Consider the following 22,260-nt stretch of genomic DNA (forward strand, 5'->3'; position numbering starts at 1 on the left):
CCGGGCGGCCCGTCACGGGGCGGTGCCGCCTCGCTTCTCCTCCTGCGCCACCACCGCCTCGCGGTGCTCCGGCTCGTCGCGGCGCGCCAGCTCCGCGGCGAGCCGGGGGTCGGCCACCAGCCGCTCCCGGTTGCGGTGCAGGAAACTCTCGAAACCCCCGGTGTACGGGCAGGCCAGGTCGCCCAGCGCCCGCTCCGGCACGTACCGGCAGCCGCCGCAGTAGTCGCTGATCTCGTCGATGTCGGTGCCGTCCACCGCGTACGGGCGGGTGTCCACCCTGGCCAGGTCGGCGTACTGACTCATGCCGATCACCGTCGTGTTCATCACCCAGTCGGTGCCGTCGACGAAGCACCGCCGGAACCAGTCCGCCACCTCGGTCGGACGCCAGCCGCGCTGTAACGCGTAGTTGCCAAGCACCAGCAGCCGGGGCGTCTGATGCGTCCACGCACGGTCCCGGACGGCGGCGAGCACGTCCGCGAGGCAGCGCGCCTCCACAGCGTCGGCGTCCAGCTCGGCGAACCAGTCCGGGATCGGCTCGGTGGCCGCCAGCCAGTTCGAGCCCCGAAACCGGGGCTCGAAGTACCAGTACAACTGCCACAGGAACTCCCGCCAGCCGAGCAGCCCCCGGATGAACGGCTCGACAGCGGTGCGCGGGGCGGTGCCGTCCCGCCACGCCTGCTCGGCGGCGCGTACGGCCGGCTCCGGGTGCAGCAGCCCGAGGTTGAACGAGGACGAGAGCGCGGAGTGCGCGAACAGCGGGTCCTCGGCGCTCATCACGTCGGCCCAGCGGCCGTACTCGGGTAGCCGGTGGGTCAGGAAGTGCTCCAGCCGTGCCTGCGCCTCGGCGTGGGTGGCGGGGTGCTGACGAGGGCCGTCCCTCCCGACGAACCGCACGCCGTCGGCCGCCCACCGGTCCAGGTCGCGGCGGACCTGCGCGTCGATGTCGTCCTCGACGATCGGCGGCGGTGGCGGGGGTGTCGCCGGCACGGCGTGGCCCTCCGCGCGCGGGCGGCGTGCCGGCCCGGCCCCGCCGGCCGGCCCGGTCAGCACGATGTGCCGGCGGCGGACGTGGCGGTAGTGGTCGGCCATCCGGAGAGGGCCGCGCCGGGTGCGGTCCGCCCAGACGGCGAAGTCGTCCTGGCTGGTGATGAAGCCCCGCGCCGGCAGCACCGTCAACCCGGGCACCGAGCGGGCGAAGCGCAGGGCCGCCCAGGAGTGCGGATGGCACACCTCGACCGGTTCGGCGACCTGCGCCAGGGCCTCCCGGAACGTGTCCGTCCGCAGCAGCAGCGCCCGGTCGCCCAGTTCGGCGGCGCGGTGCCGCAGCGCCGAGAGGATGAGATGTGCCTTCTGCCGGTGCATCGGCCGACGGCGGAACAACTCCCGGACCTCGACCAGCAGCACCGGCTGGTCGAGGTCGTCGAGGAAATGTGGCCCGAGTTGGTCGGCCAACAGCCATCGGCGGCGAAGCATGCCGCAATTCTGCCGACTTCCGGGCCGCCGCGCCCGAACGGCGGGCCGCATATTCGGTCCGGGTGCGTGTGTCGCCCGCGTGGAGGCCAGCACTGGTCCGCGCCGGCCGGCTTTGCGGGTGGCGTCGTGACGTCAGGTCGGGTCCGCGCCGGCCGGCTTCGCGTGCGGCGTCGTGACGTCAGGCCGGGTCCGCGCCGGCGCGGCACCGTCGTCGCGTCGGCGCAGCACCACTGTGAGCGCCACCAGGGCGACAAGCAGCAGCGCGAGCACCTGCACGCGGGCCGGCCCCAGCGGCGCGAGCAGCGCCAGCCCGGCGACGACCGGGTACGCCACGACCACCGCGCCATGCTGCTGCCGGCGGACGTGCAGCACCCACACGGTCAGCAGGAACACGGCGATCGGGATGGCCACCGCGTAGCCGGCGGTGGTTCCGGAAACGTGGGCGAGGTGCCGCTCGTCGACCACCACCGGCAGGCCGGCGCCGACCGCCGCGATCGCCGCGAAGATCAGGTAGTGGCCGTAACCCCAGACCAGCGAGTACGGCAGCCGGTCCGGCGCCTCTGTCGGCCTGTCGAAGTAGAGCCACCAGAGCGTGAAGACGATTACCGCGCCGGCCGCCGCGAGTGACCAGAGCCCGTGGTTGCCCGCGTCGACGCCGGTCTGGATCGCCACCGAGATCGCCAGGACCGCCTCGCCGAGCACGATCAGGGTGAGCAGCCCGTACCGCTCGCCGATGTGCCCGGGGTGCCACGGGGTCATCCCGGGGCGCTCGGCCACCGCGGGCACCAGCAGGTCGGCAAGGCCCAGCACCACGAACGTCGCCATGCCCCACCCGTCGGGCAGGGCCAGCCGCAGCAGCCAGCCGAGCTGCACCACTGTCACCCCGATGGCGTACCGGCGGGCCGCCGCGCGGTGGGCGGGATCGCCGGCGGCGGCCCGGCTCCACTGCACGACGGCCGCCAGCCGCATCACCACGTACCCGTAGGTGATGATCGTGAAATCGCCGTCGGTGAACGCCCGCGGCACCCCGGCCGCGAGGATCAACGCCCCGGAGATCTGCACCAGGGTGGTGATCCGGTAAACGTCGTCGTCGGTGTCGTAGGCCGAGGCGAACCAGGTGAAGTTCATCCACGACCACCAGATCGCGAAGAACACCATCGCGTAGCTGGTCACCGCATGGCGGAGGTGACCGTCGGAGACGTCGTGGTGCAGGTTGGTCGCGGCCTGCGCCACGGCCACCACGAAACAGAGGTCGAAGAGGAGTTCCAGCGGTGTGGCCGCACGATGCGGCTCGTCGCGGCTGCGGGGCCGCATCGCCCGGTAGAACGGTCGTACCGCACGAGGTCCGGTCACCGCCGGGGTCAGTGGCGTCGGCGCCCGTGGGTCAGCCCTTCCAGCACCATCGTCAGCCCGGCGCCGACCAGCCACACGTCCTTGGCGAGCCCGGCGCCCTGCTGGGTCGGGCGGATGCTGCCCGGCTCGCGCATCCCGGGTGTCTTCAGGTACAGCTGCACCAGGCCAGCGCCGAACGCGGTGAGGCCCAACCCCACCAGGGGCGTCGGGACGAACGGCGTGAGCAGGGCAGCCCCCAAGGCTATTTCCGAGCGCGACAGCAGCTTGGCGAAACGCGCCGGCTCGAACTGCTTGAGCTGCGGAAGGGCCGCCACCGCCATCCCGTGCATGCCTGCCGCCGCCTCACCCTCCAGGTTGCGCTTGCCCAAACCCGAGTTGAGAAAGTACGCGCCGATGCTGACCCGCAGCGGCAGATGCGCGAGTTTCATGATCACTCCTGGTGGCCGTGGTCGGAACTGCGGCCCGCGTACCCCACGTGACCCGCGATAACCCGCCGCCGGGGCGGCTGGGACGGCCGTGGTCGTCGCGGTAGGTTCGGCAGGGGCCCACCGCCGCGCCCGGTTCACCACCTGCCGGCATCCGGTCCCCGCCGCACACCACCAGCAGGAGGCGAAGTGAGCCAGCAAGTCCGGGGAGTCATCTCCCGCAGCAAGGGCGCACCGGTCGAGGTCACGACGATCGTGGTGCCCGACCCGGGGCCCGGTGAGGCGATCGTCCGGATCCAGTCCTGCGGGGTCTGCCACACCGACCTGCACTACCGCGAGGGCGGCATCAACGACGACTATCCGTTCCTCCTCGGCCACGAGGCGGCAGGCGTCGTCGAGCAGGTGGGCGACGGCGTCACCGACGTTGCCCCGGGCGACTTCGTGGTGCTCAACTGGCGTGCCGTCTGCGGGGACTGCCGGGCCTGTCGGCGGGGGCGGCCGTGGTACTGCTTCAACACCCACAACGCCAAGCAGCGGATGACCCTCACCGACGGCACCGAGCTGACCCCGGCGCTGGGCATCGGCGCGTTCGCCGAGAAGACCCTCGTGCACGCGGGCCAGTGCACGAAGGTGGACCCGGCCGCCCGGCCGGCCGCTGTGGGCCTGCTCGGCTGCGGCGTCATGGCCGGGCTTGGCGCGGCCATGAACACCGGCAACGTCACCCGTGGCGACTCGGTCGCGGTGATCGGCTGCGGGGGCGTCGGCGACGCGGCGGTGGCCGGTGCGCTCCTCGCGGGCGCGACGACGATCGTCGCCGTGGACACCGACACCCGCAAGCTGGAGTGGGCCCGTAAGTTCGGCGCCACGCACACCGTGAACGCCTCCGAGACCGACCCGGTCGAGGCGATCCAGGCTGCCACCGGCGGTTTCGGCGCCGACGTGGTGATCGACGCGGTGGGTCGACCGGAGACGTGGAAGCAGGCGTTCTACGCCCGGGACCTGGCCGGCACCGTCGTCCTGGTCGGCGTGCCGACCCCGCAGATGCAGGTCGAGCTGCCGCTGCTGGACGTCTTCGGTCGCGGCGGCGCCCTCAAGTCCAGCTGGTACGGCGACTGCCTGCCCAGCCGGGACTTCCCGATGCTTACCGAGCTGTACCTGCAGGGCCGCCTCGACCTGGACGCCTTCGTCACCGAGGAGATCGCCCTCGACCAGGTCGAGAACGCGTTCGAACGGATGCACCACGGCGACGTGCTCCGTTCGGTGGTGGTGTTCTGATGACCGCCCGGGTCGACCACGCGGTCACCGCCGGCACCTTCTCCCTCGACGGGCAGACGTTCGACGTCGACAACAACGTCTGGGTGATCGGCGACGACACCGAGTGCGTGATCCTCGACGCGCCGCACGACGTGGAGGCGATCCTCGCGCTCGTCGGTGACCGTCGCGTCCGGGCGATCCTGGCCACCCACGCGCACGACGACCACGTACGGGTCGCGCCGGAGCTGGCCCGGGCCACCGGCGCTCCGGTGCTGCTGCACGCCGACGACCGGGTCCTGTGGGACATGGTCCACCCCCACCTGCCGCCGCACGGCGAACTGCACGACGGGCAGGACATCGAGGTGGCCGGCACCACGCTGCGGGTGTTGCACACTCCCGGGCACAGCCCCGGCGCGTGCAGCTTCTACGCCCCGGACCTGGGCGCGGTGTTCACCGGCGACACGCTCTTCGCCGGCGGGCCGGGTGCCACCGGTCGCTCGTACAGCGACTTCGACACCATCGTCGGGTCGATCCGCACCCGTCTGCTCACCCTGCCGGCGGACACCGTCGTGCACACCGGGCACGGTGACGACACGACCATCGGCGCGGAGGCCCCCCACCTGCAAGAGTGGATCGCCCGAGGTCACTGACCTCCGGCACGCCGCCGCAGCGGCCGGCGCGCGCTGCGACACGCGCTGCGGTGGGCGGGCTGGCGCGCGGTCGACGGATCGCGCTGAGGTGGCTGGCGCGTCGGTCGACGGGTCGCGCTGTGGGCTGGCGCGTCGGTCGACGGTCAGCGTTCGTTCACCGCGCCGAGCACCGGCTTGACGTCGAGCACGGGGGTGCCGTCGAGGGCTTCCAGGTCGGCCACCTGCACCCGCAGCCCATCGACGGCCAACACCCGGACACGGTGCAGGCCGATCGGGTTGGGGCGGTGCGGGGAGCGGGTGCTGAACACACCGGTCTCCGGTCGGCTCTCGTCGCCGCGCGGGTGGACCGCCAGCACGTCTCGGCGGGCGCGGTCCAGCCAGGTCAGCACCAGCAGTTCCGCGCCCACCGACAGGTCACGCAGAGCCCGTTCGACCGACGTGTCGAAGACCAGCCAGGCGGCCGGCGTACCCTCGTCGCCCTGCCGGGGTGCGCTCGCCGCGTCGGTCAGCGGCGAGACGACCCGGCCGACCGGCCGCAGCACGTACGCCTCGTCTGTGTCGGCCATCCTCGACCCCTTCCGGACTGCCTGAATCTACCGTCGCCGACCGACGTTACGATCTGCGGTCATGACCGCAGAGCAGCCCGCGCCCGTCGTCCGTCAGCTGCGCCTCGTGGTGGAGGCCGAGGACTACGAGGCCGCTGTCGCGTTCTTCCGCGACGCCCTGGGGCTGCCCGAGGAGGCGGCGTTCAGCGGCGACGGGGACGCCCGGGTCCTGATCCTGGACGCCGGCCGCGCCACGCTGGAGATCTCCAACCCGGCGCAGAAACGCATGATCGACGAGGTCGAGGTGGGTCGGCAGGTCGCGCCCCGCATCCGGGTCGCCTTCGAGGTGGACGACGCCAGGGCGACCACCGCCCGGCTTGTCGCCGCCGGGGCGGCCGAGATCGCGCCGCCCACCCTCACCCCGTGGCAGTCTCTGAACTCCCGCCTCGAGGCACCCGCCGACCTGCAGATCACCGTCTTCGAGGAGCTGCGTACGCCGGAGGAGCGGGCCGGGTTGGACGGCTTCGGAACGGGACGCGACGCCTGAGCGGCGACGGGTGACCGGGCTCACCGTCGCACCGTTACCGACCGTGACATGGGTTAGCCGTCACCGGCTGTTACGTCCGACGTCCCCTGGTCCTCGCTCAGGGCGTTCGGGTGTCGTTGATCGACTCGCCTTCCTGGAAACCGGGGCATCCGACGCGCTCGAACACCCCGGTTCTAGGAACACGAGTCGATCAACGCGCTGAGCGTCGGTGTGCGCCGTCACCTATTTCGGCCGTGCTGGGCGCACTGTCCCATGCCCGCGAGTGACCGGAACCCCATCTCGGCGAGCACTGCGCATATCCGGAATGACCGACACCGCAACCCGGTTGTGTCCCCTGAACCGCCGGAGCCAAACACCCTCCGCGGTCATCTCCCGAGGAGCGTTCACCCCGGAGCGTTCCGCACGATCGAAAGGGCAACCATCGTGAAGGTCGACTTCACTCGATGGCTCCCGGCCATCGCTAAGGACAAACACCGCAAGACCGCGCTGAGCGTGGTGGGCATCGCCGCTCTCGGCGGACTCGCGCTGGCCCCCACCGCGGTCGCCGCCCCGGTCACCTCCGGACCGCACGAGGGTGCCGTCGCCGCCATCGACCTTGCCACCGGCAAGGCCGCCACGGAAGCCCGCCAGGACGACCAGCCCGTCGAGTCGGGCCTCACCACAGGCTCCCCGACCAGCAAGCCGCCGGCCGGCAAGCCCAGCCGCGACGAGTTGATCCCGCACGGCGTCGAGGGCGCCCAGTCGCGCATCCCGCTCGACGACGCGCAGATCGAGAACGCCCGCGAGATCATCGACGTCGCCAAGAAGACCGGCGTCGGCGACCGTGGCGCGGTGATCGGCATCGCCACCTCGCTGCAGGAGTCGAAGCTATACAACCTCGGCCACCTGGGCGCGTACAACGACCACGACTCGCAGGGCCTGTTCCAGCAGCGCCCGTCGTCGGGTTGGGGCACGCCCGAGCAGATCACCGACCCGGAGTACTCCGCCACGGCGTTCTTCAACTCCCTGAAGAACGTGGGCGGCTGGCAGGACATGCCGCTGACCGCCGCGGCGCAGACCGTCCAGGTCTCCGCCTACCCGTACGCGTACGCGCAGTGGGAGGAGCAGGCGGCGGACCTCGTCCAGCAGCTCTCGTAACACCCGCACACACGCGCCGGCCGGCACCCGTTACGGGGCCGGCCGGCGTCGTCGTGTGCGCGTACCGTCAGCAGGCCGGATACAGGCGGCGGGTGCCGACGCCGGCGACGTACGCTGCCCGATCACTGAACCGGCAGCCGTAGTCGGGTCGCGCCACCACCGCCGGGTCGGTCACCGTGTCGCCGGCCGGGCGCTTGCCGGTGCGTACCCATGACACCAGGTCATCCCAGCCGGCGCCGGCCTCGGCCGGGCTGAACTCGCAGTGCTGTGCCGTGCGGATCGCCCGCTGCGCCACCAGCCGGCTACGACCGTGCCGCGCCACGTCGGTGGCGTACGCCTGCTCCATGCTGAACGGCACGAACAGGTCACCCAGGCCGTGCAGGCTCACCACGGGCGCGCTCGGACGGCCGGCGATCTTCGGCACCTCGGTGAGCGTCGGCAGGAGCCGCTGCGCGAGATTCTCCGGAGCGACCCGCTGCACTGTCGCGTTGACGTTCACGGGGCTGTTCGGGCTGTAGCGGGTGAGCAGGTTCGTGGAGATCTGACCGGGCCGCTGGGCGGGGGAGGTGCCGCCGTCGGTCACCGCGATCGAAAACAGGAAGTCCTTCCACACCGCGAAGGCGGCATCGGCGCCGGGACGCGGCCCGCCCGACCGGTTCACCGTGATGGCCCGCAACTGCTTGCCGCGCTCGGTGGTGGTGTCCGGCCCGGTGGGCGTGAGCCCCGCCAGACCCAGCGCCACCTGGATGCGGGGCACCGCGTTTGTCAGGTAGTCCGCCGGCGTCGGATAGGCCGGCACCCCGGCCAACGCTTGCGCGACAAGGTTGTAGTCGAGGAAGAAGTCGAGAAGCGTCTGATCGCCGAGCACCCCGCACATGGGCAGCGCGCCGTCGTAGAAGCCGGGGTACTGCTCCAGCGAGCGACCGATGACGTACCCGCCCATCGACACCCCGGCGAGATACGTGCGGTGGGGCGTGCGTACCGTCCGTCCGAAGTGGTCGGCGAGGTCCTTCGTGCTCAGCACCCCCGAGCGGATGTCGAAGCCGTTGCGGTCGTACGACGACGACGCCCACGCGTACCCCTGGGCCAGCACCCGCTGACGCAGGTCGAAGGCCGGCGGCTCCGGGGAGAGCACCGTGCCCTGGCCGCGGTAGCCGTGCGCCCACAGCACCAGGTCACCGTTCCACCGGGCCGGAACCTCGATGATGTACGCGGCGTGACGGTGTACGCCCTGGCGTACCGTCGTCGGTTTGCCGGCCACCACCAGCGGCGCCAGCGGCGGATTCTCGAACGTGTAGCCCGGCAGCGGCTGGCTGCCACGCGGATCGTGGGTGGCGGCGCTGGCCGGCGCGGCACCGGCGAGACTGGTCGCCAGGGTCAGCGTCGCGGTGGCGGCGAGCAGGCGGCGCAGGGTACGAACGGGTACGGACAGCATCGATGCTCCCCATCGGACGGACGCAGGCGGGACGGTTGCCTACCGGCCGGTAGCGCCCTGAACCTAGGACCGCCGTCGAACACTGTCAATGGCGGTACTGACCAGCCACTCAGGGAGCGACCCGGTCGCCTGGTCCGCCGGGGCGGTCCGGTTGACTGGTCGACGTGAACGAGTCGATCTGGGATGCGGCGCGCGCCTCGCGCAGCTGGTTGGACGCGGCCAACGGCACCGGCCAGACGGAACTGACATGTCGCATCCTCAAACTCACCGAGGAGGCGGGGGAGGCGTCAGCGGCGTGGATCGGCCTACTCGGGCAGAACCCCCGCAAAGGCGTCACCCACACCCGCGAGGACGTAGCCGCCGAACTGGCCGACGTCGCCTTCACGGCCCTGGTGGCCATCGAGAGCCTGGGCCTGGACGCGCAGACGGTGCTGGACTTGTGCGCGGCAAAGGTCAAAGCCCGCCTAATGCCCTAACGCCCGCCCGAGCCTGCGTGTCTGCCTGCCCTGCCGGCTGGTGCAGGTGACCGGAGTTGTAGGGCTGGGCGGTCCCGGCGCGGTCCCAGCGCGGTGCCGGGCGGTCCCCGGGCGGTCCCCGGGCCGCCCCGGGGTTCCGGGGCGGCCCCGGGGGCGGTTTTCGGGGCATTTGTGCAGCGGGGTGGGCTTGGCGCGGCGGCCGGAGGCGACCGCAGTGATTGATCGACTCGGGTTCCTTGTAATCGGTGTGTCCGGCTGGGGTGGATGCCCCGGTTTCAAGGAACCCGAGTCGACCATCGCCTGGGTGCCCGGTTCGGCCGGCGTCCGCAGGCGTGGTGTGGGTGGTATGTCCGTTGGTGGCGGGTTTCTGGGTGTGGCCGGTGGCATCCTCAGGCCGGAATCGTGGCGGCCCCGGCCAGGTTACATACCCTGACGGTCGCAGTACCACCGGCCGCAGGCCACCCCCTCGCGGGGATGCATCGCCTGGCCCGCTCGGCGCCGGGATGCGCAACTGCTCGGCCCGCTCGCGCCGGGTTGCGTGACTGGGCGGCGCGGGTGGAATGCCTGGCCCGGCCCGGTGGTTGTAGACCTCCGAACGACCGTGGCGCCGGCTCGACGCGGCTGCCGATGGATGGCCGCCCCGGGAATGGTCCCGGCCCCCGGGTGGTTACACATGGACCGGCCGCTAGAGGCGCCCCCGCGCCCGGCCGCCGTCGATGACTTTCCCCCCTTTGTTGTTTTGTGCAGCGCCGGACGAGGTGCTCACACCCGTGCGCCGTCCCCCCGGGTGGTGTGTGGGTGTTTCCTACCCCCGAAGGAGCTACCCCCATGAACACGATCATTCGTAAGAGCATGCTGTCCGTTGCTGGTCTCGCGTTCGCCGGTGGTGTTTTCGCCGGCCCGATCGCCGGCCACAACGCCGCCACTGCGGCGGTGGGTGTCAAGCCGGTCGCGGTGGTGCAGGCCGACAAGCCTGATACCGGCAAGTTGATCCCGCACGGTACGCAGGGCGCGCAGTCCCGGATCGCCCTCAACGACGAGCAGACCGCGAATGTGAAGGCGATCATCGCTGCGACGAAGAAGGCTGGCATGCCTGAGCGGGCTGCGGTGATCTCGATCGGTACGAGTCTGCAGGAGTCGAAGTTGGAGAACCTGGGTCACCTGGGTGACCGCAACGATCATGACTCGCAGGGCTTGTTCCAGCAGCGTCCGAGCTCGGGTTGGGGTACGCCGGAGCAGATCACCGACCCCGACTACTCCACCACCGCGTTCCTGAAGGGTTTGAAGCAGGTTGACGGGTGGCAGGACATGCCGTTGACCGTGGCCGCGCAGACGGTGCAGGTGTCGGCGTACCCGGACGCCTACGCCCAGTGGGAGCAGCAGGCCGCTGACCTGGTCGCCCAGTACTGGAACAGCTGACCCACCACAGGCCCCAGCACACCGATGGCCGGCACCCCGAACACGGGGTGCCGGCCATCGGCATTGCAGCCACGACCGATGGCCGGCACCCCTCAACGCAGGGGTGCAAGCCATTGGCATGACAACGACTGATGGCCGGCACCGCGAACGGGTGCTGGCCATCGGCATGTCCGGGCGTCTCGCGCCGGGAAGCCGGCATACGCAGGTCGGGCAGAGGTTGGGGCACCGGCAGCCGAATGCCCGCCCGGAGAGCAGGCGCCCCGGGCCCACCTATAGCGGACACCCGGCCAGGTGACTGTTGGCCAACCGAATTGCCCGGGATGCGGTGGTCGGCGACGGAGGGGAGTGGCGTGGTCAGCGCGGAGTGATCCGTTTCGCCTACGGGTACGTACCCACTGGCGGGGACCGGCGGAGGGACGCAGACATGACCGCAGTGGGGAACGAAGAACATCATCAGGCGGGGCCGGAGCCGTCGCGCGAACCGGAACCACCGCGCAGGGCCGAGCCATCACACGAGCCAGCGCCACCACGTGGAGCCGAGCCGCCGCGTGGGACTGAGCCACCGGCCGACGCTCAGCGACGCCCGAGATGGTCCGTTGGCGCTCGCCTGTTGCTGGCTGCCGCCGTCGTCGTGCTGGTCCTGGGTGCCGCAGCCGTAGTCGTGATCATCGCCGCTCCGAACCGCCTCGGCATGACCTACTCCAGCGCACCCGACAGCAACAGGCCACAAGGCAGGCAAGACAGCAGCAGGCCAGACGGCACCAGGCAGGGCGGCGAGGGCGCGGCGGCGGTTGCCGAGCATACGGTGACGGCGCCGCTGGAGGGGCGTGAGCAGGCTACGTTCGTGCTCGCGGACGGGCTTGCCTCGTTCGACCTGCGGGTGGCCGACCTGGGCGACGACCTGTACCGAATGAGCAGCCCCGCCGGGTCGAGCGTGACAGTGCGGCCGACGGTGCGAGGTGAGACCGTCCGGCTGGGCGTGGTGGCCAGCGGCGAGACCGGGGAGCGGGCGGCGCGGGTGGTGCTCAACGAGCGGGTCGCCTGGCGTCTCCAGCTCGTCGGTGGCGTACGCGAGCAGGTGCTCGACCTGGCCCGGGCGCGGCTGTTGGGTGTGGAGCTCGTGGGTGGTTCGGCCCGTAGCGAGGTGATCCTTCCGCCGGTGCGTGGAGGTACGACGACTGTGCGGTTGACGGGCGGGACCAGTCAGCTCGACGTCCGGGTGCCGGGGTCACCGCCGGTGCGGGTTCGGGTGGTGGCGGGCGCCGGGTCGGTAGCGGTGCCCGGCGAGCGTTGGGCCGGGGTGGCTGCGGGCTCGTTGTTGAGTACGCCGGGGTGGGACCGGTCGACGGATCGGCTCTTCCTCGACCTGGTGGCGGGCGCGGGCGTGGTCACGGTGACCGCCGTCCAGTGATCCGCTGGTGCGCGGAGATGCCGGGGAAGTGTCGGGGCGCGAGCGTACAGTCGGGCGGTGGAGCGTACCGAATCGATGCTGGCGCAGACCCGACCACCTGGCGTTGCCGACGCGGATCCGGGCAGTGTGCTGCTGCCCGGCCACGACGTGCCGTTGGGGCGTTACACGACGGTCCGTCGGCTGTTGCCGCAGCGTCCGCGCCGGATGGTGGGCGCCTGGTGTTTCGTGGACCATTTCGGCCCGGACGACGTGGCGGAGCGTCCCGGCATGGAGGTGCCGCCGCACCCGCACACCGGCCTGCAGACGGTGACCTGGCTGCTCGACGGCGAGATCATCCACCGGGACAGCCTCGGCAACGTCCAGCCGATCCGGCCCGGTCAGCTCAACGTGATGACGTCCGGGCACGGCATCTCCCATTCGGAGCGGTCGCCGGCCGCGCATCCGCCGGTGATGCACGGCGTGCAACTGTGGGTGGCGCTGCCGGACCCGGCTCGGGCGGGTTCGGCCGGCTTCGCGCACCACGCCGACCTGCCGCGCTGGCGCGACGACGACGTGACCTTCACCCTGCTTGTCGGCGACTTCGCCGGGCAGCGGTCCCCGGCGGTGGTGCACACACCGCTGGTGGGCGTGCAGCTGGAGCTGAGTGGTGAGGCGCCGGCGACGCTGCCGTTGCGGCCCGATTTCGAGTACGCCGTGCTGGCGATGTCCGGGTCCGCGGAGGCCGCCGGGGTCGGGTTCGAGCCGGGGGCGCTGCTCTACCTGGGTACGGGTCGTTCGGAGGTGACAGTGCGCGGCGGGACGGGGGCCCGGTTGTTGCTGCTGGGCGGCGCGCCGTTCGAGGAACCGCTGGTGATGTGGTGGAACTTCGTCGGTCGCTCGCACGAGGAGGTCGTCGCCGCCCGGGAGGACTGGATGGCCGGGGGTGAGCGTTTCGGTGTGGTCGCCGACGACGCGGCGCCGCCGCTGCCAGCGCCGGCCCTGCCCACCACCCGCCTCAAGGCCCGTGACCGCACCGGTGGCCTGCACGGATGACCCGTCCGACAGGTGGCTGCGGGCCACGCGCGGCGCGCGACCGGCGACGTCATGCAGACAGCGGACAACACGATGAGGTCGACCACCTCTGAAGTGCACTGGCCCACAGTTTGGCAAAATATGACCGTACGGAGGATGTCGTGTCGTATGGTTGGACCCGGCAGTGCTGGCCGCTCGGTTCGAGCGGGCATCCACCGCTGGGTGGCCGCGATCCGGTTCGGGCGCGGTTCATCGCCTGGGCAGGTTTGCGTGGCGCCCCTGGTCGCGGTTCGTGGCCTCGGGGCGCCCGCCTGTCCCGGCGCTCCTGACCCGCGTCAACGCGATCGGTAGAGCGCCTCACACTCCCAGCGCCGACGGCCGCAGCAGGGCACCAAACACGCGCGCCCTATCAGTGGGCCAGGCCGGCCAGCAGGTTCACCGTGACGGCGATGATGAACGCGCCGAACAGGTACGACAGCAGCGAATGTCGCAGCACGGTCCGACGCATCTCGTTGCTCGTGAGGTTGGTGTCGGAGACCTGGAACGTCGTCCCGATGGTGAAAGCGACGTACGCGAAGTCCGTGTAGCGGGGCGGTTCGGGCTGGTTGAAGTTCACGCCGCCGTCCGGACCGGTGTAGTAGATCCGGGCGTACCGTGCGGCGAACACGGTGTGCACGACCAGCCAGGAGAGCAGCACGCTGAGCGCGCCCAACCCGCCGTACAGGTCGCGGACCCGTCCGGGTGGTGCCGCGTGCGCGCTGGCGACGACAAGTCCCACGGCGAGCAGGCTGGCGATGCACGCCACCAGCAGGAGCACGTCACGGATGGCCCGGTTGGGGTCCTCGTAGACGGCCAGCCGGGCGGTCCGGGTGGCGTCCAGTGGCCAGATCGTGCGCCACACGTACACCAGCCAGGTGAGCGCGGCGGCGTCCCAGCCGGCCAGTGGGGCGAGCGGCGGTGACACCGTGATGGCGAAGGCGCCGCCGGCGACGATCCCGACCACTGCCACGACGACGAGCTGCGCCGAGGCGGAGGTGTGTCCGTCCGGGCGGCCTGGCAGAGGACGCCTGCCGGTCATCCGGGTGGCCCGGCCGAATCTGTCACCGTCGGGTCAGATGCCGCGGAGGTGTTGCGACACCCGGTTGTGCTTCTTGTCCCGCGCCTGCTCGGCACGCTGCGCGGGGCCCACCTCGGGCGCGGCGTCGATGCCGGCGGACCGGGCCACCTCGTTGCCGTTGGCGTAGTCCACTGCCGGCGGCAGTGCGCGCAGCGCCTTCAACACGTCCGGCGGGGCGCCTTCCCGTTCGGCCTCGCGGACCACGTCGTCCTTCTCGGCCGGGTAGTCCAGGCTCGACAGGTACTGCAGGACGTCGGCGTAGCTCGCCATAACAGCGGCTCCTCGGGGCCTCGATGTGGTCACGACGGGCGGCGGTTACCCGCCCGCCGCCTGCTCACGCCGGGCCGGCGCAGGAAATCCGGCGCCGTTTCCGTCGCGCCGCCGCGGGTACCCGCAGGCGCCGTCGACAAGCCCGAGGGGGTACGCATGAACTACGACACCTTTGTCGACCAGGTTTCCCAGCGCACGGCGACGTCGTCCGAGCAGGCGGTGGAGCGAACCCGTGCGGTGCTGGAGACGTTCGCCGAGCGGTTGACCGGTGGCGAGGTGCTGGACCTGGCCGCGCAGTTGCCGAAGCCACTGCAACTGGTGTTGAAGCCGAGCCCCAGCACCGAGCAGGCCGACCGGTTCGGTGCCGCCGAGTTCGTGGCGCGGGTGGCGTTGCGCGCCGGCGTGGACGAGCTTGCCGCCCGTGACGCCGTCCGGGCGGTCTTCACCACGCTGCGCGAGGCGATCACCGGCGGGGAGTTCGACGACGTGGCCACTCAGCTTCCGCGCGACTACCGCGACCTGGTGGAACAGGCGATGGCTCCCGGCGCGACGTTGCGCCGTGCGTGAGAGTCGGCACGTACAGCGGTTGGCCAGGGCAACCATCGGTGTCCCGCTTGGCGTGGCGATTCAGGCTGGCCTAACCTGGTCGTGCGAGGGGAGTACTTCCCACGAACCATACCGGTCAGTACGGCGCGCCCGGCGTGCCTCGGGTGGTTGCCCATCTCCGATGGGTGAAGGAGACCTCGAACATGACTTGGTGTTCGAGGAGAACCGATGACCGAATTGTCGCCCCTGTCCGCCGCAAGCTCGCTGACGTCGGTGGGCACGCCCACCCTCTGGGCGGTGACGATCGTCGGCGTGCTGGTGCTGCTCGTCCTGGACTTCCTGGTGACGCGCCGCCCGCACGAGGTGTCCATGCGGGAAGCGGTCGGCTGGTCGGCGTTCTACATCGCGCTGCCGCTGGCGTTCGGCGGCTGGGTGTGGGCCCGCTACGGCTCCCAGCAGGGCGTGGAATACCTGACCGGTTACCTGGTCGAGAAGTCCCTCTCGGTCGACAACCTCTTCGTCTTCATGCTGCTGCTGGCCGCGTTCGCGGTGCCGTCCGTGCTCGCCCAGCGGGTGCTGCTCTACGGCATCGCCGGCGCGCTGGTGCTGCGAGGTGTCTTCATCGCCCTGGGCGCGGCGGCGCTACAGACCCTCGACTTCGCGTTCCTGATCTTCGCGCTCATCCTCCTCGCCACGGCGGCGAAGCTGCTGCGTGACGCCCTCTCCGGGCACCAGCAGGAAGTCGACATCAACAAGATGCGGTCGGTGAGGCTGCTGCGCAAGATCATGCCGGTGGTCGATGAGTACCACGGCACCAAGATGACCGTCCGGCAGGGCGCGAAGCGGGCACTGACCCCGTTCGCCCTGGTGGTGGTTGCGGTGCTGGCCACCGACATCGTCTTCGCCGTCGACTCGGTGCCTGCGGTCTACGGCATCACCGAGGACCCGTACCTGGTCTTCGCCACGAACGCCTTCGCCCTGCTGGGCCTGCGGGCGCTCTACTTCGTCCTGCACGCCGCGTTGAGCCGGCTTGTCCACCTCAGCTACGGCCTAGCCATCATCCTGGCGTTCATCGGCCTCAAGCTGGGTCTGCACTGGGCGCACGGCATCTGGGACAGCGTGCCGGAGATCCCCACCCCGGCCTCGCTCGGCGTGATCATCGGCGTGCTCGTGGTGGTCACCCTGACCAGCCTGCGCGCCACCAGGGGGCAGCAACCCGACCGCCGCGAGGTCGTCTCCGAGCGGCACTGACGCCGGCACGCCGGCACGACGAGGGGGTACGCGGGAAAGGTCCCGCCCCGGCCGGCGCGAATGGTACGACTGAGCAATGGGAATCGTCTCACCGGGCTTTCAGGGTCGGCCCCGATCACAGGAGCCGACCCTGCCCCCTGGGCAGTACCTGACCGAGGACTTTCCGGTGCTCTCCGCTGGCCCGACACCTCGCGTGTCGCTGGACACCTGGGAGTTCGTCATCTCCGTCGAGAACGGCACCGAACGCCGGTGGTCATGGCAGGAGTTGATGGCACTACCGCAGGAGACGCCGACGGTGGACATCCACTGCGTCACCCGCTGGTCGAAGCTCGGCACCACGTGGCAGGGCGTCTCACTGGACACCTTGCTCGACGGTGTGGACACCGGCGCGCACTACGCGCTGGCGCACTCGTACGGCGGGTACACCACAAACGTGCCACTGGACGACCTGCGCGGCGGCCGGGCCTGGGTGGCGCACACCTTCGACGGCAAGCCGCTGGCACCGGAGCACGGTGGGCCGGCGCGGCTGCTGGTGCCACACCTGTACTTCTGGAAGTCCGCCAAGTGGGTGCGCGGCATCCGGCTCAAGACGATGGACCAGCCCGGCTTCTGGGAGACCGCCGGCTACCACGACTACGGCGACCCGTGGCGCGAACAGCGGTACCAGGGTGACTGAGCGCGCTGTCGCGGAGGGCACCGAACGCCCGGCGCCGAACCGGTGGCAGGTGGGCCGGCTGGTGGAGCGCCGGGTGGAGACGCGGTCCGCGCAGACCCTCGTGCTGGAGGTGCCGGACTGGCCGGGGCACCTGCCCGGGCAGCACGTCGACCTGCGGTTGACAGCGCCGGACGGCTACCAGGCCGCCCGGTCGTACTCGATCGCCGGGCCTGTGGTGGACGGCCCCGCCGGGCCGCGCATCGAGGTGACAGTGCAGCGGGTCCCCGACGGCGAGGTGTCGCCGTACCTCATCGATGTTTTTGGTGTGGGCGACCCGGTGGAGGTGCGCGGACCGCTCGGTGGCTGGTTCATCTGGCGGCCGGAGCAGACAGCGCCGGTGCAGCTGCTCGGCGGCGGCTCGGGCGTCGTGCCGCTGATGGCGATGATCCGCGCCCGCCGGGTGGCGGGCAGTAAGGTGCCGTTCCGGCTGCTCTACTCGGTGCGCACCCCCGCCGATCTGATCTACGGCGACGAGTTGCGCCGCCGGGCCCGCGACGACTTCGGGCTGGACGTCGCGTACGTCTACACCCGTGAGGCGCCCGAGGGGTGGCGCGGCGAACCACACCGCATCGGTTTGGCCGACGTGAACACACATGGCTGGCCGCCGGATCTGGAACCGCTCACCTACGTCTGCGGCCCGACCGGGTTCGTGGAAACCGTTGCCGACCTGCTGGTGGGGCTCGGCCACCCGTCGCGGCGGGTCAAGACCGAACGTTTCGGCCCGACCGGCTGACGGCACCACATCGCACTGCCCCGCTCGCCCCGCCCCGCATCGCCCGCTTCGTCGAGGAGACCCGATGACCGAGATGTCGTACCTGGACGGCAACATGCTCGACGGCCCGCTGCGTGAGCTGTTCGCCGTCGACCTGAGCACCGCGACGGGCCGCTGTGAGAACTGCGGGACGACCGGCTCGATGGCCAGCCTGCGTGTCTTCGCCAACGCGCCGGGCATGGTCGCCCGCTGCCCGTCCTGCGAGGAGGTGATGCTGCGACTGGTCCGCGGGCCCGACCGGGCCTGGCTGGACCTGCGCGGCACCACCTACCTCCAGGTCCCGATGCCGATGGAGCAGCCGCGCCCCGGCCCCCTGTGACCGGAGCGCCGGTTACGCGTGTGCGGCTGCGCCACTCGGTTGCGCCAGGGGTGCCAGGCCGCACGACGCCGCGAGCCCCTCGGCCTCGATGCCGAGGGCGACGTTGACCCGCGCGAACTGGTTGGTCAACGCCACCCAGGCGGTCAGCTCCACCACCGCCGGTGCCCCGAGCTGCGTGACCAGCCGGGCGGACAACTCGTCGGTGACGGTGGGCGGCGTCTGCGACATCGCCTCGGCGTACTCCAGGACGTCGCGCTCCAACGGCGTGAAGACGTCCGACTCGCGCCAGCGCGGCACCTCGCGGGCCTTTGTCACGTCCAGGCCCTCGTTGTGCGCCTGGAAGTAGCCCAGGTCCAGGCAGAACGAGCAGCCGATCAACGACGCCACGGCCATGTGGGCGTACGACTTCAGGTCCTTGTCGCACTCGTTCCACTTACCGGCCCGTCGACCGAGGCCGAAGTTGAACTTGAGCACCTGCCGGTGGTGCCACAGCACACCGAGCCCGTCGGGCACCCGGCCGAGCATCTTCCTGCTGAACCTCTTCAGTACGGCGCCGTAGAGGCCCGTGATCTCGGCCGGGGGAATCCTTGTGTCGCCGGTCATTGCTCCTCCTCGTCGGTGGTCTCGGCATGAGACACCGGCCGGGGCCGGCACGTGACAGAGCGCCGAGGTCAGCGAGGAGGTGTCACTCAGATGGCGTCACCGCAGCGGCGTCGGCGCACCACGGGGCGGCGGTAGGGCGGCGGTGACGTCGGCGGTGTTCTCGAATGCGGCTGCCGATCAGTCGATGGTTGCCGTCACCTGTCGATCACGGGTGGGCGGCGCTCGGTTCGCGGCTCTGCGTATCAAGGTCACGCAGTGCGAAGCGGAGGTGCTGCCACTCCTCGTCGAAGATCACATGAAGGCAGTGCACGACCGGCTCCTCGTGGTCGGGTGACCACGGGGTGGGCCGAGGCTCGGCGAGCAGCTCCGGTGTGACGGTGGCCAGGAAGCCGCGCACCATTGTCTGCCGCTCGGCGCGCAACCGGAGCACCTCCGTGAAGCTCGGCTGCTCGGTGGCGAACACCGACATGTCGAAGCCGTCGGTGGCGTACTCGGTGTGGGGCTGGCCGAACGGGTGGAATGGCTGTGGCCGGCGAAGGATCGTCTTGCCCAGCCATGCGTCGGCGGCGAAGGCGAGATGCCGCAGCGTCTGCGCGAACGACCATTCGCCGTCGACCGAGACGTGGACGGCGCCCTCGGGCATCGCCGTGGCCCGCTCGGTCGCTGCCGCCCAGGCCCGCTCGGTCGCCGCCCACGCCGTGCGCAGGGCATCGGGTTGCGTCGCCTGCCTCAACTCGCGCCCCGGGAACCGCCGATTCAGCTCCGCTTCGACGAGCGGCACGACGTCCACACCGTTGACCAGCAGTGTGCCATCGGCCAGCCACGGTGCGTCGATGTCGAGCCCGTTGACGTCGACGCCGCGCATCACCGCCCCGGCCAGCGTCGACCTGTGGAACCGTGCACCTCGCAGGTCTCTGTCGACGAACGTCGCGTACTCACCTTGGCCCATTGCGCCCTCCCCGTTGACGGTTGCGGTGACGCTAGCGGGCAGGTCCGACAACACCTACGTCTTTCGATGATCTTTGGCTGAGTAGTGTGGATCATCGGATGGTGCGCCGCCGACGCCGCAGAGGACCAGAAAGTGAGTGTGGACAGATGCCACCGACGTTCGTACTGGTGCACGGAGCTTTCGCGAACTCGTTCTCGTTCGCACCACTCCAGGCCGAACTCGGCCTGCTCGGGCACCGTTCGGTAGCCGTCGATCTTCCGGGGCACGGGTTCGCCGCGACGTACCCGCGGGCCTATCAGGCGCCGCAGGATCTCGGAGGGCTCGCCACCGCGCCCGGTGCCATCAGGTCCGTCACGCTCGCCGACAACGCCGCGCACCTCATCGGGACACTGGAGCGGGCCAAGCGGAACGGGCCCGTCATCCTCGTCTCACACAGCCGCGGCGGTATGACGGCCACGGTCGCAGCCAACCAGCGGCCCGACCTGATCGACCGCATCGTCTATGTCTCCGCCTGGTGCCCCGTCGACCTCCACGTCGGCGCCTACTACGCCGAGCCCGAGATGGCCACTGTCGACACCACAGGGCTGGCGTCGGCCATGGTCGGGAACCCTGCCGAGCTCGGGCTGTTGCGCTCCAACTTCCGTACCGCCGACCCTGACGTCCTCGCGGCCCTGAAGGCGGCTTTCCTCGCCGACGGGACGGACGAGGAGTTCATGGTCTTCCTCAACACCTTCCAGCCCGACGAGAACCTCGACGTCGGCACACCCGATGACCGGGCGCAGCCCGACAGTTGGGGGCGGATCCCCAGGACGTACGTGCGGTTGACCGAGGACACCTCCGTGCCGCTCGCCATGCAGGACCGGATGATCCGCGAGGGCGACGCCCTGACGCCGGAGAACCCCTACGACGTCCGTACGCTCACCAGCAGCCACCTGAAGTGGCTTGTCGACCCGGCACCGGCGGCCCGGGTTCTGGGTGACATCGCCGCGCTCCTGCCTGCCTGATCACCGTTCCGCAGCGAATACTCGGCTGCGCGCGGCGCGCCTCCGCCGTAGGCTTCGGCCTCCAAGGGCAGACCGGGCCGGCTGGTGGAGTCGCCCGGTCCGCGGATCGGAGACGAACAGAGCGATGACCAGCCAACTGTTTGCCGTCTGCTTCGACGCGAGTCAACCCCTGCGTGTCGCGCGGTTCTGGGCCGACCTCCTGGGTCGGAAGATGGTCGACGATCCACACGACGGGGCAGTTGTCCTGCCGGATGACGACGTCGGGTTCCGGCTCCGCTTCGCGGCGACCGCCGATCCGAAGGTCGTGCAGAACCGGATGCACTTCGACCTGACGAGCGGGTCCGCCGAGGAGCAGCAGCAGACTGTGGCACGAGCGCTGGAACTCGGCGCACGCCACATCGACGTCGGCCAGCTCCCGGAGGAGGGTCATGTGGTGCTCGCCGACCCCGAGGGCAACGAGTTCTGTGTCATCGAGGCGGGCAACAACTTCCTCGCGGGCTGCGGGTTCGTCGGGGCGCTGGCGTGTGACGGGTCGCAGGCTGTCGGATACTTCTGGAGCGAGGCGCTCGGCTGGCCGCTGGTCTGGGACCAGGACGAGGAGACCGCGATCCAGTCGCCGCGTGGCGGCGCGAAGATCACCTGGGGTGGGCCACCGCCCGCGCCGAACGGTGGCCGGGACCGGGTGCGGTACGAGCTCGTCGCCGACGGTGATCACCAGGCGGAGGTTGACCGTCTGCTCTCCCTCGGCGCGACGCGCTTCGACACCGCCCATGACGTGGCCGGCCGGGTGGCGCTCGCCGATCCCGACGGCACGGAGTTCCGCGTCCTGACGCCCCGATAGCGCCACCCGAGCGGCGGCCGAACACTCGATCCAGGATCTCGTGGTCACGCAGCCCAGGGAAACCACTTGATCGTGGTTCGAGCACGAGCACGAGCACCGGCTGGACAACGGCCGCGCCGGTCGTTCAGAGTGGTCCGCCGTGAGATACCTGCGTACCGGCGGTCCCGCGGCGATCCGACGGCCCCGCCCCACCGACGTCGACGAGTTCGTGGCGGCCGCGCGGCGCAGTCGGGACCTGCACCACCCGTGGCTGCTCGCGCCGAGCAGCCCCGAGGAGTACGCCGGATATCTGCGCAAGGTCCGCCGCCGCGACAGCTCCGGTTACCTCATCTGCGACCGGGCCAGCGGTGACATCGCCGGCTACGTCACCATCAGCGGCATCGTGCTGGGCGCGCTACGCGGCGGCTACCTGGGGTACGCGGCGTTCCAGCCGTACAGCGGCACCGGACACGCCTCGGCGGGCGTCGCCCTGGTCATCGACCACGCGTTCAGCGCTGGCGGCCTGCACCGGTTGGAGGCGAACATCCAGCCGGGCAACGAGCCGTCCCGGCGGGTGGCCCGCAAGTTGGGCTTCCGGCTGGAGGGCTTCTCCCCGGACTACCTGTTCATCGACGGCGCGTGGCGGGACCACGAACGGTGGGCGATCACCGCGCCGACCCCCACGTAACCGCCAAGATCTGCGCAACATCAGGGAAAGTGCTGCCTCACCAACAGCTGAGACAGCAGGATCCCTGACG

Annotated in this window: 25 protein-coding genes; 16 read left to right on the forward strand and 9 right to left on the reverse strand. The window is 70.9% G+C overall.

Translation table 11 applies throughout. The annotated features are described in order from the left end of the window. Positions 1 to 12: 12 nt before the first annotated feature. The 3 genes from F4558_RS08380 to F4558_RS08390 all read right to left on the reverse strand — a co-directional run bounded on the left by F4558_RS08380 (position 13) and on the right by F4558_RS08390 (position 3,254). Positions 13 to 1,473: a cryptochrome/photolyase family protein gene (locus F4558_RS08380; RefSeq protein ID WP_167943725.1), complete on the reverse strand. Its 1,461-nt coding sequence runs from the start codon at positions 1,471 to 1,473 to the stop codon at positions 13 to 15. A gap of 132 nt (positions 1,474 to 1,605) precedes the next feature. Further along, complete coding sequence (locus F4558_RS08385; protein ID WP_312877292.1) at positions 1,606 to 2,826, reverse strand: low temperature requirement protein A; 1,221 nt, start codon at positions 2,824 to 2,826, stop codon at positions 1,606 to 1,608. Between the two features lie 8 nt (positions 2,827 to 2,834). Continuing rightward, on the reverse strand, positions 2,835 to 3,254 hold the full coding sequence (locus F4558_RS08390) for a hypothetical protein (RefSeq protein ID WP_053656275.1): 420 nt from the start codon (positions 3,252 to 3,254) through the stop codon (positions 2,835 to 2,837). Positions 3,255 to 3,440: 186 nt separating this feature from the next. Between F4558_RS08390 and F4558_RS08395 the strand changes: the two genes are divergently transcribed. Then, the gene (locus tag F4558_RS08395) at positions 3,441 to 4,526 is read left to right on the forward strand and encodes an S-(hydroxymethyl)mycothiol dehydrogenase (RefSeq protein ID WP_167943726.1); all 1,086 of its coding nucleotides are present in this window, start codon (positions 3,441 to 3,443) and stop codon (positions 4,524 to 4,526) included. Continuing rightward, on the forward strand, positions 4,526 to 5,155 hold the full coding sequence (locus tag F4558_RS08400; RefSeq protein WP_167943727.1) for an MBL fold metallo-hydrolase: 630 nt from the start codon (positions 4,526 to 4,528) through the stop codon (positions 5,153 to 5,155). The genes F4558_RS08395 and F4558_RS08400 overlap by 1 nt, the downstream gene beginning before the upstream one ends. A gap of 143 nt (positions 5,156 to 5,298) precedes the next feature. Here F4558_RS08400 and tsaA read toward each other — a convergent pair whose 3' ends face one another. Beyond that, positions 5,299 to 5,721, reverse strand: coding sequence for a tRNA (N6-threonylcarbamoyladenosine(37)-N6)-methyltransferase TrmO (gene tsaA / locus F4558_RS08405; protein WP_167943728.1), 423 nt, complete (start codon positions 5,719 to 5,721; stop codon positions 5,299 to 5,301). 61 nt (positions 5,722 to 5,782) lie between these two features. Here tsaA and F4558_RS08410 point away from each other — a divergent pair, with 61 nt between their 5' ends. Continuing rightward, on the forward strand, positions 5,783 to 6,247 hold the full coding sequence (locus tag F4558_RS08410) for a VOC family protein (RefSeq protein WP_167943729.1): 465 nt from the start codon (positions 5,783 to 5,785) through the stop codon (positions 6,245 to 6,247). Between the two features lie 423 nt (positions 6,248 to 6,670). Continuing rightward, on the forward strand, positions 6,671 to 7,384 hold the full coding sequence (locus F4558_RS08415) for a hypothetical protein (RefSeq protein ID WP_167943730.1): 714 nt from the start codon (positions 6,671 to 6,673) through the stop codon (positions 7,382 to 7,384). 67 nt (positions 7,385 to 7,451) lie between these two features. Here F4558_RS08415 and F4558_RS08420 read toward each other — a convergent pair whose 3' ends face one another. Continuing rightward, positions 7,452 to 8,819, reverse strand: coding sequence for an alpha/beta hydrolase family protein (locus F4558_RS08420; RefSeq protein ID WP_167943731.1), 1,368 nt, complete (start codon positions 8,817 to 8,819; stop codon positions 7,452 to 7,454). A gap of 164 nt (positions 8,820 to 8,983) precedes the next feature. On the opposite strand from F4558_RS08420, the gene F4558_RS08425 reads away from it, so the two are divergent. The 4 genes from F4558_RS08425 to F4558_RS08440 all read left to right on the forward strand — a co-directional run bounded on the left by F4558_RS08425 (position 8,984) and on the right by F4558_RS08440 (position 13,157). Then, positions 8,984 to 9,295: a MazG-like family protein gene (locus tag F4558_RS08425; RefSeq protein WP_053656161.1), complete on the forward strand. Its 312-nt coding sequence runs from the start codon at positions 8,984 to 8,986 to the stop codon at positions 9,293 to 9,295. 828 nt (positions 9,296 to 10,123) lie between these two features. Further along, positions 10,124 to 10,714 (forward strand): hypothetical protein, encoded by a 591-nt coding sequence (locus tag F4558_RS08430; RefSeq protein ID WP_167943732.1) that lies wholly within the window; start codon positions 10,124 to 10,126, stop codon positions 10,712 to 10,714. Between the two features lie 610 nt (positions 10,715 to 11,324). Beyond that, a complete protein-coding gene (locus F4558_RS08435; protein ID WP_245241293.1) occupies positions 11,325 to 12,125 on the forward strand; it encodes a cell wall-active antibiotics response protein in 801 nt (266 codons plus the stop codon). A gap of 57 nt (positions 12,126 to 12,182) precedes the next feature. After that, positions 12,183 to 13,157, forward strand: coding sequence for a pirin family protein (locus tag F4558_RS08440; protein WP_167943733.1), 975 nt, complete (start codon positions 12,183 to 12,185; stop codon positions 13,155 to 13,157). Positions 13,158 to 13,545: 388 nt separating this feature from the next. Here F4558_RS08440 and F4558_RS08445 read toward each other — a convergent pair whose 3' ends face one another. Both F4558_RS08445 and F4558_RS08450 read right to left on the reverse strand, forming a co-directional pair. Then, positions 13,546 to 14,214, reverse strand: a complete 669-nt coding sequence (locus tag F4558_RS08445; protein ID WP_167943734.1) for a DUF1345 domain-containing protein — start codon at positions 14,212 to 14,214, stop codon at positions 13,546 to 13,548. Positions 14,215 to 14,247: 33 nt separating this feature from the next. Then, entirely contained in the window at positions 14,248 to 14,523 is a 276-nt protein-coding gene (locus F4558_RS08450; RefSeq protein WP_053657843.1) for a DUF2795 domain-containing protein, read from the reverse strand. Positions 14,524 to 14,679: 156 nt separating this feature from the next. Here F4558_RS08450 and F4558_RS08455 point away from each other — a divergent pair, with 156 nt between their 5' ends. From F4558_RS08455 to F4558_RS08475, 5 genes are all read left to right on the forward strand, one after another. Next, positions 14,680 to 15,090, forward strand: a complete 411-nt coding sequence (locus tag F4558_RS08455; RefSeq protein ID WP_053657841.1) for a DUF2267 domain-containing protein — start codon at positions 14,680 to 14,682, stop codon at positions 15,088 to 15,090. A 207-nt stretch (positions 15,091 to 15,297) separates the two neighbouring features. Beyond that, positions 15,298 to 16,320 carry a TerC/Alx family metal homeostasis membrane protein gene (locus F4558_RS08460; protein ID WP_053657838.1) on the forward strand — a complete coding sequence of 341 codons (1,023 nt, stop codon included), beginning with the start codon at positions 15,298 to 15,300 and terminating at the stop codon, positions 16,318 to 16,320. A gap of 76 nt (positions 16,321 to 16,396) precedes the next feature. Continuing rightward, positions 16,397 to 16,996: a sulfite oxidase-like oxidoreductase gene (locus F4558_RS08465; protein WP_053657836.1), complete on the forward strand. Its 600-nt coding sequence runs from the start codon at positions 16,397 to 16,399 to the stop codon at positions 16,994 to 16,996. Next, entirely contained in the window at positions 16,989 to 17,768 is a 780-nt protein-coding gene (locus F4558_RS08470; RefSeq protein WP_167943735.1) for a ferredoxin reductase, read from the forward strand. The genes F4558_RS08465 and F4558_RS08470 overlap by 8 nt, the downstream gene beginning before the upstream one ends. Positions 17,769 to 17,832: 64 nt before the next feature. Then, complete coding sequence (locus tag F4558_RS08475) at positions 17,833 to 18,126, forward strand: DUF6510 family protein (protein ID WP_053657831.1); 294 nt, start codon at positions 17,833 to 17,835, stop codon at positions 18,124 to 18,126. Between the two features lie 12 nt (positions 18,127 to 18,138). Here F4558_RS08475 and F4558_RS08480 read toward each other — a convergent pair whose 3' ends face one another. Then, a complete protein-coding gene (locus tag F4558_RS08480; RefSeq protein WP_053657829.1) occupies positions 18,139 to 18,729 on the reverse strand; it encodes a carboxymuconolactone decarboxylase family protein in 591 nt (196 codons plus the stop codon). Between the two features lie 205 nt (positions 18,730 to 18,934). Beyond that, positions 18,935 to 19,678, reverse strand: a complete 744-nt coding sequence (locus F4558_RS08485) for a DinB family protein (RefSeq protein ID WP_053657828.1) — start codon at positions 19,676 to 19,678, stop codon at positions 18,935 to 18,937. 146 nt (positions 19,679 to 19,824) lie between these two features. Here F4558_RS08485 and F4558_RS08490 point away from each other — a divergent pair, with 146 nt between their 5' ends. The 3 genes from F4558_RS08490 to F4558_RS08500 all read left to right on the forward strand — a co-directional run bounded on the left by F4558_RS08490 (position 19,825) and on the right by F4558_RS08500 (position 22,190). Beyond that, complete coding sequence (locus F4558_RS08490) at positions 19,825 to 20,682, forward strand: alpha/beta hydrolase (protein WP_167943736.1); 858 nt, start codon at positions 19,825 to 19,827, stop codon at positions 20,680 to 20,682. A 124-nt stretch (positions 20,683 to 20,806) separates the two neighbouring features. Continuing rightward, positions 20,807 to 21,523, forward strand: a complete 717-nt coding sequence (locus F4558_RS08495; RefSeq protein WP_167943737.1) for a VOC family protein — start codon at positions 20,807 to 20,809, stop codon at positions 21,521 to 21,523. 139 nt (positions 21,524 to 21,662) lie between these two features. Then, positions 21,663 to 22,190: a GNAT family N-acetyltransferase gene (locus F4558_RS08500; RefSeq protein WP_053657853.1), complete on the forward strand. Its 528-nt coding sequence runs from the start codon at positions 21,663 to 21,665 to the stop codon at positions 22,188 to 22,190. Positions 22,191 to 22,260 lie beyond the last annotated feature (70 nt).

The organism is Micromonospora profundi (genome assembly GCF_011927785.1).
In the GTDB taxonomy this organism is placed as follows: Bacteria; Actinomycetota; Actinomycetes; order Mycobacteriales; family Micromonosporaceae; genus Micromonospora; species Micromonospora profundi.

Bases quoted from the DNA above. Each gene is read 5' to 3' on its own strand.
- F4558_RS08380 (WP_167943725.1), bottom strand. From the start codon at position 1,473: ATGCTTCGCCGCCGATGGCTGTTGGCCGACCAACTCGGGCCACATTTC.
- F4558_RS08390 (WP_053656275.1), bottom strand. From the start codon at position 3,254: ATGAAACTCGCGCATCTGCCGCTGCGGGTCAGCATCGGCGCGTACTTT.
- F4558_RS08400 (WP_167943727.1), top strand. From the start codon at position 4,526: ATGACCGCCCGGGTCGACCACGCGGTCACCGCCGGCACCTTCTCCCTC.
- tsaA (WP_167943728.1), bottom strand. From the start codon at position 5,721: ATGGCCGACACAGACGAGGCGTACGTGCTGCGGCCGGTCGGCCGGGTC.
- F4558_RS08410 (WP_167943729.1), top strand. From the start codon at position 5,783: ATGACCGCAGAGCAGCCCGCGCCCGTCGTCCGTCAGCTGCGCCTCGTG.
- F4558_RS08420 (WP_167943731.1), bottom strand. From the start codon at position 8,819: ATGCTGTCCGTACCCGTTCGTACCCTGCGCCGCCTGCTCGCCGCCACC.
- F4558_RS08430 (WP_167943732.1), top strand. From the start codon at position 10,124: ATGAACACGATCATTCGTAAGAGCATGCTGTCCGTTGCTGGTCTCGCG.
- F4558_RS08445 (WP_167943734.1), bottom strand. From the start codon at position 14,214: ATGACCGGCAGGCGTCCTCTGCCAGGCCGCCCGGACGGACACACCTCC.
- F4558_RS08450 (WP_053657843.1), bottom strand. From the start codon at position 14,523: ATGGCGAGCTACGCCGACGTCCTGCAGTACCTGTCGAGCCTGGACTAC.
- F4558_RS08455 (WP_053657841.1), top strand. From the start codon at position 14,680: ATGAACTACGACACCTTTGTCGACCAGGTTTCCCAGCGCACGGCGACG.
- F4558_RS08460 (WP_053657838.1), top strand. From the start codon at position 15,298: ATGACCGAATTGTCGCCCCTGTCCGCCGCAAGCTCGCTGACGTCGGTG.
- F4558_RS08465 (WP_053657836.1), top strand. From the start codon at position 16,397: ATGGGAATCGTCTCACCGGGCTTTCAGGGTCGGCCCCGATCACAGGAG.
- F4558_RS08475 (WP_053657831.1), top strand. From the start codon at position 17,833: ATGACCGAGATGTCGTACCTGGACGGCAACATGCTCGACGGCCCGCTG.
- F4558_RS08480 (WP_053657829.1), bottom strand. From the start codon at position 18,729: ATGACCGGCGACACAAGGATTCCCCCGGCCGAGATCACGGGCCTCTAC.
- F4558_RS08485 (WP_053657828.1), bottom strand. From the start codon at position 19,678: ATGGGCCAAGGTGAGTACGCGACGTTCGTCGACAGAGACCTGCGAGGT.
- F4558_RS08490 (WP_167943736.1), top strand. From the start codon at position 19,825: ATGCCACCGACGTTCGTACTGGTGCACGGAGCTTTCGCGAACTCGTTC.
- F4558_RS08495 (WP_167943737.1), top strand. From the start codon at position 20,807: ATGACCAGCCAACTGTTTGCCGTCTGCTTCGACGCGAGTCAACCCCTG.